The 12,119-nt window shown below is 53.2% G+C and carries 14 protein-coding genes; 8 read left to right on the top strand and 6 right to left on the bottom strand.

Translation table 11 applies throughout. The features are described 5' to 3' along the window. The 3 genes from AC2FCQ_RS06950 to cbp21 form a co-directional block, all read right to left on the bottom strand. The coding region (locus AC2FCQ_RS06950; protein WP_154640635.1) for a thiamine pyrophosphate-binding protein at positions 1-98 on the bottom strand (98 nt) is incomplete at its 3' end. Positions 99-116: 18 nt separating this feature from the next. Beyond that, positions 117-1,067 carry a transaldolase gene (gene tal, locus AC2FCQ_RS06945; protein ID WP_209638601.1) on the bottom strand — a complete coding sequence of 317 codons (951 nt, stop codon included), beginning with the start codon at positions 1,065-1,067 and terminating at the stop codon, positions 117-119. 283 nt (positions 1,068-1,350) lie between these two features. After that, on the bottom strand, positions 1,351-1,944 hold the full coding sequence (cbp21, locus tag AC2FCQ_RS06940; RefSeq protein WP_037424092.1) for a chitin-binding protein/chitosanase CBP21: 594 nt from the start codon (positions 1,942-1,944) through the stop codon (positions 1,351-1,353). A gap of 405 nt (positions 1,945-2,349) precedes the next feature. Between cbp21 and AC2FCQ_RS06935 the strand changes: the two genes are divergently transcribed. Further along, positions 2,350-3,291, top strand: coding sequence for a LysR family transcriptional regulator (locus AC2FCQ_RS06935; protein WP_209638606.1), 942 nt, complete (start codon positions 2,350-2,352; stop codon positions 3,289-3,291). Positions 3,292-3,378: 87 nt separating this feature from the next. Here the strand turns inward: AC2FCQ_RS06935 and chiB are convergent, their stop codons facing one another. Then, entirely contained in the window at positions 3,379-4,878 is a 1,500-nt protein-coding gene (gene chiB, locus AC2FCQ_RS06930) for a chitinase ChiB (RefSeq protein WP_404759158.1), read from the bottom strand. A 296-nt stretch (positions 4,879-5,174) separates the two neighbouring features. Here chiB and AC2FCQ_RS06925 point away from each other — a divergent pair, with 296 nt between their 5' ends. The 7 genes from AC2FCQ_RS06925 (at position 5,175) to AC2FCQ_RS06895 (ending at position 9,661) form a co-directional block, all read left to right on the top strand. After that, a complete protein-coding gene (locus AC2FCQ_RS06925) occupies positions 5,175-5,501 on the top strand; it encodes a phage holin, lambda family (protein WP_209638610.1) in 327 nt (108 codons plus the stop codon). Positions 5,502-5,511: 10 nt separating this feature from the next. Further along, positions 5,512-5,892 (top strand): L-Ala D-Glu endopeptidase ChiX, encoded by a 381-nt coding sequence (gene chiX, locus AC2FCQ_RS06920; protein ID WP_490309064.1) that lies wholly within the window; start codon positions 5,512-5,514, stop codon positions 5,890-5,892. Beyond that, the gene (locus tag AC2FCQ_RS06915) at positions 5,889-6,272 is read left to right on the top strand and encodes a DUF2570 family protein (protein ID WP_490309042.1); all 384 of its coding nucleotides are present in this window, start codon (positions 5,889-5,891) and stop codon (positions 6,270-6,272) included. Before chiX ends, AC2FCQ_RS06915 begins: the two co-directional genes overlap by 4 nt. Beyond that, on the top strand, positions 6,253-6,426 hold the full coding sequence (lysC, locus tag AC2FCQ_RS06910) for an Rz1-like lysis system protein LysC (RefSeq protein WP_209638616.1): 174 nt from the start codon (positions 6,253-6,255) through the stop codon (positions 6,424-6,426). Before AC2FCQ_RS06915 ends, lysC begins: the two co-directional genes overlap by 20 nt. A 281-nt stretch (positions 6,427-6,707) precedes the next feature. Then, on the top strand, positions 6,708-8,987 hold the full coding sequence (gene maeB / locus AC2FCQ_RS06905) for an NADP-dependent oxaloacetate-decarboxylating malate dehydrogenase (RefSeq protein ID WP_209638618.1): 2,280 nt from the start codon (positions 6,708-6,710) through the stop codon (positions 8,985-8,987). 108 nt (positions 8,988-9,095) lie between these two features. Then, positions 9,096-9,305, top strand: a complete 210-nt coding sequence (locus AC2FCQ_RS06900) for a type II toxin-antitoxin system Phd/YefM family antitoxin (protein ID WP_209638620.1) — start codon at positions 9,096-9,098, stop codon at positions 9,303-9,305. Further along, complete coding sequence (locus AC2FCQ_RS06895; protein ID WP_490309043.1) at positions 9,302-9,661, top strand: type II toxin-antitoxin system death-on-curing family toxin; 360 nt, start codon at positions 9,302-9,304, stop codon at positions 9,659-9,661. Before AC2FCQ_RS06900 ends, AC2FCQ_RS06895 begins: the two co-directional genes overlap by 4 nt. Before the next feature lie 2 nt (positions 9,662-9,663). On the opposite strand, the gene mmuM is transcribed toward AC2FCQ_RS06895, so the two are convergent. Both mmuM and mmuP read right to left on the bottom strand, forming a co-directional pair. Then, on the bottom strand, positions 9,664-10,602 hold the full coding sequence (gene mmuM, locus AC2FCQ_RS06890) for a homocysteine S-methyltransferase (RefSeq protein WP_265555468.1): 939 nt from the start codon (positions 10,600-10,602) through the stop codon (positions 9,664-9,666). Next, the gene (gene mmuP, locus AC2FCQ_RS06885; RefSeq protein ID WP_265555469.1) at positions 10,592-12,001 is read right to left on the bottom strand and encodes an S-methylmethionine permease; all 1,410 of its coding nucleotides are present in this window, start codon (positions 11,999-12,001) and stop codon (positions 10,592-10,594) included. The genes mmuM and mmuP overlap by 11 nt, the downstream gene beginning before the upstream one ends. Between the last annotated feature and the right edge of the window lie 118 nt (positions 12,002-12,119).

Raw genomic sequence — 12,119 nt, 5'->3', positions numbered from 1 at the left:
ATGCCCATAGGTGCACCCGGGTGGCCGGAATTTGCTTTTTGTACGGCGTCCATGCTGAGTGCGCGGATGGCGTTGGCGAGTTCTTTACGAGAAGACATTACGGGACTCCAGAGTGATTACAGTTCAGCGGCCAGCATGTCTTCCAGCTTTTGCTGGTCAACGGCGAACAGGCGGATACCTTCGGCCAGTTTTTCAACCGCCATCGCGTCTTGATTATGTAGCCAGCGGAATTCGGCCTCAGCCAGCGGGGCAGGTTGGTGGAAGGCTTCAGTGGAAGGCGTCAGCTTACGCTCGACCGGTTGATTGCTGTGCTTAAGCTGTTCCAGCAGATTCGGTGCGATGGTCAGGCGATCGCAACCGGCCAATGCCAGGATCTGCTCAACCTTGCGGAAACTGGCTCCCATGATCACCGTCTGATAACGGTGCTGTTTGTAGTATTCGTAGATGGTGCGTACGGATTTCACGCCTGGATCTTGGTCGGCATCATAGTCAGCGGCAGGCTGTTTGGCCTGATACCAGTCATAGATGCGGCCGACGAAGGGAGAGATCAAGTAGACCCCGGCCTCGGCGCAGGCACGCGCCTGAGCGAAAGAGAACAGCAGTGTCAGGTTAGTATTGATGCCTTCTTTTTCCAGTTCCTCGGCGGCTTTAATGCCTTCCCAGGTAGAGGCCAGTTTGATCAGGATACGTGACTTGTCGATGCCTTGTTCTTGATACAGACCGATCAGTTTGCGTGCTTTGGCAACGCACATGCCGCGGTCAAAGGAGAGGCGGGCATCCACTTCGGTGGAAATGCGCCCCGGTACGCTTTTCAGAATTTCGACGCCGATGTTCACGGCGAGTTTGTCGCTGGCGTTGATCAGTTGGGTTTCTTTACTGCCACCCTGCTGGCGAGCATAGCTCAGGGCTTCGAGGATCAGTGGCTTATATTGAGGCAGCGCAGCGGCTTTCAGGATCAGTGAAGGGTTGGTGGTGGCATCTTGCGGTTCGAACTGGCGAATAGATTCGATATCGCCGCTGTCGGCCACAACCGTGGTTAGCTGCTTGAGTGCGTCTAATTGGTTCATTTATAAGCTCCTTGACCAAACGTCAATGTAGGGAAATGAGAACGTTTTCCATCATAGGCTGAACACACTGCATCAGAAGCGTAATGATTAAAATGCGCTTTTTCTGATTGTTGCGATGGATAAGAACAATGGATCCCGTTCGAAGCCAGGCAGAGTAAGGCTTGTTAGCCATTGGCATGTGCCGAAAAGCGGCCTCATGGGCATGCGAGGGAGAGGCCTATGCGGCATCAGACAATAAAAAAGGGCCCAGCCTTGGCTGAGCCCTAGGGTATTCCTCTTCTTATTACTTGGTCAAATTAACGTCAATGGCCTGATAGAAGGCATTGGCCGTATCTGCTACATCCCACACGGCGAGGATGACGTGCGAACCGCTACGGTCTGCCGGTATGTTGCACTGGTGGGTGACCTGCGCAGCAGGGATGGCACCCCCGTCGTTTTGCTGACAGAACGGCGTCAGATCAAACGAAGCGCGGGTCAGTGGCTGCGATGCATCCCAGTTTGGCTTGGTAATAAAATAACGCCAGCTGCTGGTGCTGTGACGTGCTGTCAGCGTCCAGGTGAAGGAGTTCGGGCCAGTGTGCAGGTTGATCTTGTTCCAACGGGTAGGTGTTTGCTGATCCAACTCGAAGAAGGTGGATTTGTCGGCGCTGGCAATGTGCCCATCAGCCGGACCGGCCTGCGGGAAGCCTTTCAACCCTTCAACGCTTTGTGGTTCATATTGCACGCTGCCGCACTGAGTATTGAGCTGCAGTTTGCACTGATAGGCGCGGCTGGCGGGTGTTTCGACATAACCGTGGGCTGAAGCCTGTTGAGATACGCCGAACAGTGCCGCGCTCAGCAAACCAAGAGACATAAGGGTACGGGAAGTATTGTTCATAAGTCACTCCTGACTGAAGTTGTATTGTAAGTTGGGTTTATTTTCACCGGTAAAATGAGGGGTCATTAATGGAATTAAAAACATCATTCTTGGCGGCTTGATTTATTTTTACGCGTAGTCTCTCTCGTCAGGGTGGAATGTTTTATAGGCTATTAACTAAAATTGTTATGATGATTGTCTTTTATTTCTTTGTTGAATTTATTTAAACGCTACAGTCTAAAAAATCGATGCCATGATGAATTTTATTTAAAGGATTGATGAATACTCTTTCAGATGATTTTCTCTGATATGGAGTATATTGCTTGTGGTTTTACTTACTCTTGTGTGACTTGAACGACTTTACGCGCCAACCACTTGGGAATTTAGTGTCAATTTTTTCTTATTTTATGTCAAAGAGGAATTTGTATGACTAGATTATCCCTGGATGCGATTAAAATAATCAGCACCATCAAAAGTACGGGCTCTTTCTCAATGGCGGCGGAGGCGCTGCATAAAACGCCTTCGGCAATATCCTACCGTGTGTCCAATATTGAAAGTAAGCTCTGTGTGAAACTTTTTCATCGTAATGGCCCGATGATTACCCTAACAGATGAAGGGGAATTTCTGTTGCAGGAGGGCGGTTGGATTTTAAATGCGGTACAGGATCTCGAAAGTAGGGTAAGAAACATCCCCAAACTCGATAATAATATCCGCATCGTCGTCGATAATTTCTTTCCGTTAGAAACGATCACTCAGGATATCCGTGAGTATATTCAGCACAGCCCAAACGCCAACATTTCTGTGCAGCGAGAAGCACTGAACGGTACCTGGGATGCCTTGAAGAACAACCGGGCGGATTTGATTATCGCTATCGGCCAGATCCCGGACAGCGTGCAGGCGAAAACGCTGATGCTGGGCAAGCTGAACTTTGTGCTATGCGTCTCGCCTTCACATCCGTTTGCGGCGCAGAAAAAGCCGGTGGACAAAAACCAGCGGCTGAACGACATCGTGGTGGTGATTGCCGACAGCAGTCACGAATTGCCAAAGCGTAATCACGGCACCATGCCGTTACAGCGTCAACTGGTGGTGTGCGATGTTGAGAGCAAACTGGCGCTGTTGAAACGGGGTATTGGTCATGGTTTCTTGCCGCCAGCGCTGATCGAAAAAGAGTTGGCAAGTGGTGAACTGGTGACGGTTCCGGTTGATATGCAAAAAGGTGACGAAATGATTTGGCTGGCTTGGCATCCGGCCAGTAAAGGGGCTGGTTTTACCTGGTGGCATGAGCGCCTGACGCGTAAAAGCGACGTTTTTAGCCTGATGGGGCGCGAAGTCATACGTGATGGAGGTTACCCTTGGTGTAACAACTAAGGGAACAGTGACGAAGGGATGCGAAAATTAAACAATAAAAACCCCGTCGCCGTCGGCTACGGGGTTTTTTTATGGTGCAACCGGTTGTTATGCCACGCGGCCCACTTTCAGCCAGGCAGTATCCGAGCCAGGTACCGAGGTGATGTAACCCCATTTGGTCTGCCAGACATAGCCTTGATAAGACACTTGCGCACCCTGGTTATAGACGGTGCCGGCGACGTAGGCAGGCGCGCTCATGAACGGCAGATTACCGGGACCCACGCCGGTATAGCGCAGACCAGTACCCATATCCAATTGGCTGTCATCGTAGTCCGCAGCATTGAAATAGCGGTCCAGCGAGGCCAGCAGGTCACCATTGCGGTTGTCCTGGCCCAGGTGCCAGAACATGACGCCACCCAGTTGCTGCTGTTTGATGTACTTAGCCTTGTACTTGAAGCTTTCGGCATCGTCGTAGGTGACGAACAGGCCTTTGGCCGCATGGTACAAGTACGGCGTTTTGGTTTTGTCGTTCCACAGGCGCTGATAACCGTAGTTGCCCAACAGCATTTGTTCCAGCTGACGATAAGAGGCAATGCGGGGATCTTTGTCGCGGACGCACTCTTCACACCCCACCAACCAGTAGTCGGTGCCTGGGAACGGATCTTCCCCCGGCGTGCTGTGAGTGCTGTACTGGCCGCCGTTGCTGCCGCTGACGCCTTTAAATGCGCGGCCGTAGAAAGGCACGCCCATAACGATTTTGCTGCTTGGTACGCCTTCCAACATCAGGTGTTGTTGTACCGCGGCGTCCACCGTCAGGCTGAATGGGCTAGGGAAGGCGCGAGTCAGTTCTTCCCAACTCCAACCCAGATTGGCTTCACGCAGTGCGTTATAGAAGGTTGGCCCGGCGCTGTCGCCGAACAGCCCGGCCTGATGGTTAGTGATTTTTTCCCATGGGCCCGCCAGATCGTAGGTCATCAGGTTGATGTAATCGAGTGAGGCGACGATCTGCGGCAGCTTGCTGTAATAACGTGACAGGAAGAATGCGCCGCCGGCACCGGCAATGGTCAGTTGATAAGGCAGTGCCTGGCGGCCATCGGCCAGGGTCTGCTGATTGAGCAGGGTACGGATCTCTTGCAGTGCAGCGACAAAACCATCCACTTCGCTGCTCTGCGGGTATTCCCAGTCAATGTCTACACCGTCAAAACCATAGTCTTTCATGATGCGGACGCAGGATTGCGCGAATTTGGTGCGTGACGCCGGGGTCTTCACCGCGTTGACATAGTTGGCGTGGGAAACGCCCAGATCGTTGGAGTAATACCAGCCGCCGATGGAGAACATAATGCGCAGGTTAGGGTTATGCGCTTTTAGCGCCGTCAACCGACTGACGACATCGCGAGCTTTGACGTCATTGGTTGCCGGATCCCAGGCACATTCCAGATTGCTGTTAATGTCGAGGAACGAGAAATTAATGTGGGTGAGCTGCCTGGCCTTGGCCGGTGTAATGTTCGACACCGGGAAAGGCACGACTGAGGTATCAGATTCGGTATAGTTATTAATTTGGTTAGTTGGAATAAAGTAATAACCAATAACGGCTTTGCGTTCGGACATGGTATTTCTCCAGGTTGAGGTTTTTTGTTATTGAGAGTGAATCTCCCGCCGCTATTAATGTTTATTTTCAAGGTAAAGAAAAGTCGAAATAAATCACAGTAAGGATGAATTTTTTCATCGAGCAGTGTCGTTATTTACTGGCCCTTGTTGTGTCATGGTTGAGCGTGAATGAATTTGACCTTAGAGGCTGTATTTATTCATTTGCTTTGTTATAGCATCCTTAACTAGATTCTGATGGTACCGATATTCCACCGGCCGTGATTGGCATTTAATTAAAGTAAAATAGGAGTGTAGCTATGTCCAGCTTAGAGCCAGACGCTGTTGGCTTAATTATCCAGCGAGCATGTGAATATCTTCAGCCGGTGATGAATGCCATTTTGGCAGGCCTCATGGCGTTATTACACGGGGCCTATCGTAACGTGGGTATGCGGCGGCGGCTATTAAATGCAGGGATGTGCGCTTTATTGGCCTGGACGGTGCGCGATGCCTTGGCACTGGCCGGGCTGGAATTAAAATGGGCGAATCTTGCCAGCGTATTGATTGGCTTTCTTGGGGCCGATTATATCAGCGGTTTAATTAAAAAATTCATTGGAAATAAAACGGGGTTCAAAAATGATAAATGAAATAGAAGATATTCGCTTCACCGCCCGCAGCGAAGCCAATTTAGTGGGTGTTCACCCGGATTTGGTACGGGTGATTCGGTTGGCATTGCATTATTCGCTGGTGCCGTTTTCCATCACCGAGGGATTACGCACCATGGCACGTCAGCGTGAACTGGTGCGCGGGGGGCAAAGCCAAACGCTGAAAAGCCGTCATTTGACCGGTCATGCAGTGGATGTGGTGGCCATGCCCGCGGGTGTGGTGTCCTGGGAATGGGACTACTACGCGCAAATTGCTGTGGCAGTGCGTCGTGCGGCGCGCGAGTGTGCAGTCAACGTTGAGTGGGGCGGCGAATGGAAAACCCTGAAAGATGGGCCGCATTTCCAGCTTTCCTTTAGGGATTATCCGGCATGAGCGGTTGGTTAAGCAGGTTGTCACAAGGCGGATTGCTGCTGCTGTTGATGGTGGCAATTTGCCTCGGTGCATACAGCTCACTGCTGTCGCACAGGCTGGATCTGGTGCGACAGCAGGCGAGCGAACAGCAAAAGACACTGGCGCAGCAGGCGGGGTTGATTGTCACACTGCAAACCCAGGATGCGCAGAACCGTGCGCTGATGGCGGCTCAACAGCAACAGGAACGTCAGCTGCGTCAGCAAAGCGACGTTTACCAGAGGAAATACCGTGAAGCGATTAAAAATGACGCCTGTGCTGGGCAGCCTCTGCCTGGCGCTGTTATTGAGCTCCTGCGCCCAACCGCCGCAGGCGGCAGCGCCGGTGGTGCTGTTGCCCCCTGAGTCGGTGTTTACCCCGTGCGAACAGCCGCAGTTACTGGGTAACACCTGGGGCGATGCGCTGAGTTACACCCTGGCACTACAAACCTCGTTACAAATTTGCGCAGGCCGGGTGGCGACGCTCAATGCCTGGCGAGCTGAACTGCCGCTGCACTGACGGCCGTGTTTTTGTCTCGTCCTGTGGTACTTCTTTTTTTACTTTTAAAAAACAATTTCGATCAAGGTTATGGGCCGCTTCAAAGTTTGTGACGTTTCTCTCACTATACTTAAAGGCTGTGCCCTGCCATTGTACGTGAGCGCCGCTGGCGGTCATTTGAACGCGCAACAAGGCGCGGCCATGGGGTTTGGTGGGCCAAATAAGCGGTGCGTACAGCCTCATAGCCTTAAAGGTTTACAAGTCTTACCTCAACATAAAAGCAAAAAGCATAGGAACCCATAATGGACGAACAGCTCAAACAGAGTGCGCTTGATTTCCACCAATATCCGGTCCCAGGCAAGATCCAGGTCTCCCCAACTAAGCCGCTGGCTACGCAACGCGATCTGGCGCTCGCATACTCGCCGGGCGTCGCCGCACCCTGTCTGGAAATTGCCGCCGATCCGTTGGCAGCCTACAAATACACTGCGCGTGGCAACCTGGTGGCGGTCATTTCCAACGGAACGGCAGTGCTGGGGCTGGGCAATATTGGCGCATTGGCCGGTAAGCCGGTGATGGAAGGGAAAGGTGTCCTGTTCAAGAAATTTTCCGGTATCGACGTATTTGATATCGAAGTGGATGAACTTAACCCTGACAAGTTGATTGACGTTATCGCCGCGTTGGAACCGACCTTCGGCGGTATTAACCTGGAAGACATCAAAGCGCCAGAGTGTTTCTACATTGAGCAGAAACTGCGTGAGCGCATGAAGATTCCGGTGTTCCATGATGATCAGCATGGCACGGCCATCATCACCACGGCTGCGGTGCTGAACGGCCTGCGGGTAGTGAAAAAGAACATTTCCGACGTGCGCCTGGTGGTTTCCGGTGCCGGCGCGGCGTCGATTGCCTGTTTAAACCTGTTGGTGGCCTTGGGGCTGCGTCAGCAGAATATTACTGTTTGCGACTCTAAAGGGGTGATCTATAAGGGACGCGACGCCAATATGGAGCAAACCAAGGCGGCTTACGCCATTGAAGATAATGGCCAACGTACGCTGGGGGATGCTATCCCTGATGCGGATATCTTCCTGGGTTGTTCTGGTCCGGGTGTGTTGACGCAGGATATGGTGAAAACCATGGCCAAGGATCCGCTGATCATGGCGCTGGCCAACCCAGAGCCTGAGATCCTGCCGCCGTTGGCGAAGGCCGTGCGTCCAGACGCCATCATCTGTACCGGCCGTTCTGACTATCCCAACCAGGTGAACAACGTCCTCTGCTTCCCGTTCATCTTCCGTGGCGCGCTGGATGTCGGCGCAACCACCATTAACGAAGAAATGAAACTGGCTTGCGTACATGCGATTGCCGATCTGGCGCTGGCGGAGCAGAGTGACGTGGTGGCTTCAGCCTATGGCGATCAGGACCTGTCATTCGGCCCTGAATACATTATTCCAAAACCTTTCGACCCACGCCTGATTGTAAAAATTGCGCCTGCGGTCGCCAAGGCGGCGATGGAGTCTGGTGTCGCGACGCGGCCGATTGAAGACTTTGATGCCTACGTCGAGAAACTGTCGGAGTTCGTCTACAAAACCAACTTGTTCATGAAGCCTATTTTTGCCCAGGCGAAGAAAGAAATAAAACGTGTGGTGATGGCAGAAGGTGAAGAAGAAAGGGTGCTGCATGCGACGCAGGAACTGGTGTCGCAAGGGCTGGCTTACCCTATTTTGGTGGGACGCCCGAGCGTAATTGAAATGCGGCTGAAAAAACTTGGTTTGCAACTGACGCCGGGTAAAGACTTTGAAGTGGTGAACAACGAGTCCGATCCGCGCTTCAATGAATACTGGGGCGAGTACTACCAGATCATGAAGCGTCGTGGCGTTTCGCAAGAGCAGGCACGCCGTGCGGTCATTGGCAACCCGACGTTGATTGCAGCCATCATGCTACATCGTGGTGAAGCGGACGCGATGATCTGCGGCACCATCGGCAGCTATCACGAGCATTACGATGTGGTAGAGAAAGTGTTTGGCTTCCGCGAAGGGGCACACGTCGCCGGGGCAATGAACGCGTTGCTGCTACCTAGCGGCAACACCTTTATTGCTGACACCTATGTCAATGACGATCCGACGCCGGAACAACTGGCAGAAATCACCCTGATGGCAGCGGAAACGGTGCGTCGTTTCGGCATTGAGCCGAAGGTGGCGCTGTTGTCCCATTCCAGCTTTGGTTCTTCGGATAATCCTGCAGCCTGCAAGATGCGTAAAACGCTGGAACTGGTGAACAAGATGGCACCGGAGCTGGAAATTGACGGTGAGATGCACGGTGACGCTGCGCTGGTCGAAAGCATTCGTAATGACCTGATGCCAGACAGCCCGCTGAAAGGGGCGGCCAACGTGTTGATCATGCCCAATATGGAAGCCGCACGCATCAGCTACAACCTGCTGCGCGTTTCGTCTTCCGAAGGGGTGACCGTCGGGCCAGTGCTGATGGGGGTATCAAAACCGGTACACATTCTGACGCCAATCGCCTCGGTGCGCCGCATCGTCAACATGGTGGCCTTGGCCGTGGTGGAAGCGCAAACCGAACCGCTATAAGCCTTGAGTGACAATAAGCCCCCTGCGTTTCGGCGCAGGGGGCTTTTTTATATTGGCATGTTATGGTACAAATATTGTTCAAATATGTACATGTACAGGTGTTGAGGTATGACAACCATAAGTTATACGGCGGCCCGAAGTAATCTGGCCGAAGTGTTCACTGAAGCCCAGAATCAGCCGGTAGAAGTTACGCGTCGCGGGCATGATGAGGTCTACATCATTAGCAAGGCGGACTACGAGGTTTTGGTCAAAGCTAAAATCAAAGCGCGTATTCAGGCTAAACACGCCACGACGATAAAAGCACTTGCCGATAAATGATTTTTTTAACCGCAGAGGATATTGCGGAATTCAATGCTGAAATTGTGCCCAACGGCCGTCAGGAAGGCGGCAAAGTTGAGGCCGTGGCCAATCGGGTGCTTAATGCCTTTCACTATGATGGGATAAGCGATGTTTATCGGCTTGCCGCTATCTATCTTATTGCCATCAGTCACGGACACATTTTTCTCGATGGTAACAAGCGTATCGCTTTTCAGAGCATGGCGCTGTTTCTGGGCATTAATGGTGTTTCGTTGCGCGAAGACGCGCAACTGGTTGAATTAACGATCGAGGCAGCCCAGGGGCATCTCAATACAGAACAAGTTGCCGACCAATTACGCCAGCTAACAGAAGCGTGAATTTATGCCTTACAACGGGCGGCGATCTGATGGATGTCCTGCGGCGTCGTGCGGCAACAGCCGCCAATCAGCCGTGCGCCTATACGTTGCCATTCGCTAATTTGATCAATCAGGTTGCCGTGCGCGCCACCACAGGCATGCCAGGTTTTGGTTACCGCATCGTAGTGTTCACCGGAGTTCGGATAGACCAGCAGCGGCTTGTCAGCCAGTGCGGCAAACTGCTGCAGCGCTGGGGTGACATTTTCCAGTGCAATGCAGTTAACGCCGATAGCCAATACCTGCGGATTAGCGTGCAGTGCGGCCATGACCCTGGTTAACGGCGTACCGTCGCTGAGGTGTTGGCTGTCACGCAGGGTAAAGGCAAACCATGCACCGAGCGTTGGGAATTCGTGTAGCAGGGCCAACAAGGCCTGCAGTTCACCAAACGACGGCAGGGTTTCACAGGCCAGCAAATCAACCCCGGCTTCGGCCAACGCTTTGATGCGTGGGCGGTGAAAGGCCATCATTTCTTCCTGCGGCAAGGCATAGTCACCGCGATATTCGGACCCGTCGGCCAGATAAGCCCCGTAGGGGCCGACCGACCCGGCGATCAACAGCGGTTCCGCCTGCGGTTGTTGTGCCAGATAGTCGTTGCGTGCCTGCTGCGCCAACTGCACGCTTTTGGCGATCAACGCCAGGGACTGTGCGTGATCCAAACCGCGGCGTAAAAAGCCGTGTGGGGTGGCTTGGTAGCTGGCGGTGATAGCGCATTGTGCACCCGCGTTGAAATAGTCGAGATGAACCTGATAAATCAGTTCAGGGTTCTCAATCAGGACTTTTGCCGACCACAGGGGATCGCTGAGATCGCAGCCGCGTGCCTCCAGTTCGGTGGCCAGTGCCCCATCTAAAATCAGCGTGCGCTGAGTGGCTAATAAGGTCGCGACAGGGTTGTTAACCGGCATGATTGTCTCCCAAAGAGGTTGTTTGCCCGCTGCGGCGGGTCAGATAATAGGCGGCGTAGCACAGGGCCACAAACGGCAAGCCGCAATACAGTGCAATGCGTTGTTCCGGGTCGAATGCCAGCCCGACGCAGGCCAGCAGGCACAGCGCAAAACCCAGGATCGGCGTTAACGGATAACCCGGAGCGCGGTATTTCAGGCCACCGATCGGCTGACCGCTACGCAGGTAATGGCGGCGGAACGCGTAGTGCGACGCGCAGATACTTAACCAAACCACCACCACCGCAAAGCCGGAGATTGCCGACAGGGCAACAAACACCGTGTCTGGTGCGATTACGCTGGTCAGCAGGGCCAGCACACCGCCAAGCATGCTGAAGGTCAGGGCATTAATGGGGATGCCGCGTTTATTGACGCGTGAGAAATAGGCTGGCAGGGTGCGTTGGTTGGCCAGCGACCACAGCATGCGGCCTGACGCGTACAGGCCCGAGTTAGCGGCAGACAGGATGGCGGTCAGGATGACAAAATTAAAGATATCGGCAGCATAAGGGACACCGATGCGTTCAAATACCAAGACAAACGGGCTTTTGACAATCCCGGCCTGATCCATCGGGATCAGCGCAGCCAAAATAAACACGGTACCGATAAAGAACAGCATCAGACGGATCACCGTGGTGCGTATTGCCCAAGGGACCACCTTTTCCGGGTTTTCTGTTTCGCCGGCGGCAATACCGATAAGCTCGGTGCCGGAGAACGCGAAGTTCACCGCGACCATGGTCATCAGGATCGGCAGTGTGCCGTTTGGCAGCCAGCCAGAGGCGGTCAAGTTATGGAGGAAGGGCGCAGGAGTGCCGTCTTTCATCGGCAGCACGCCGAACATTGCTGCACCACCGAGGATAATAAATGCCAAAATGGTGACCACTTTGATCAGCGAAAACCAAAATTCGCTCTCAGCAAAGAACCGGGTAGTGACCACATTGAGCAGGAAAATCGCCGCGCAGAAGATCAAGCACCACAGCCAAACTGGCGATTGCGGAAACCAGTACTGCATGCAGAAACCGGCGGCGGTCAGGCTGGAACCCAGCGCTACCGTCCAGGTGAGCCAGTACAGCCAAGCCACGGTATAACCGGTCGCCGGGCCAAGATAGCGGGAGGCGTAGACATGAAAGGCGCCGGTTTCCGGCATCGCTACCGACAGCTCACCCAGGCACAGCATCACCAGATAGACCACCAGCGCACCGATCAAATAGGCCAGCAGGGTTCCGAGGGCACCGGTAGTCGAGATGATATAACCGGTGTTGAAGAACAGTCCGGTACCGATGACCCCCCCCAGCGACAGCATCACCAGGTGACGGGCTTTCATGGTGCGTTTGAATTGCCCTTCGGCGGGAACAGGTGAGTGCATGATATTCTATCCGTATAGACGTCTAAGCAGCTAAATGGCTATTGGTTATACCTGCAATACCTCATGAAATCAATGTGAGACCAAAACCATAGCGTAAAAATAGTTATCGGCATCTCAG

It is taken from the genome of Serratia sp. CoH_134_PS_4, from assembly GCF_058190535.1.
This window is presented reverse-complemented; position numbering and strand designations above follow the sequence as displayed.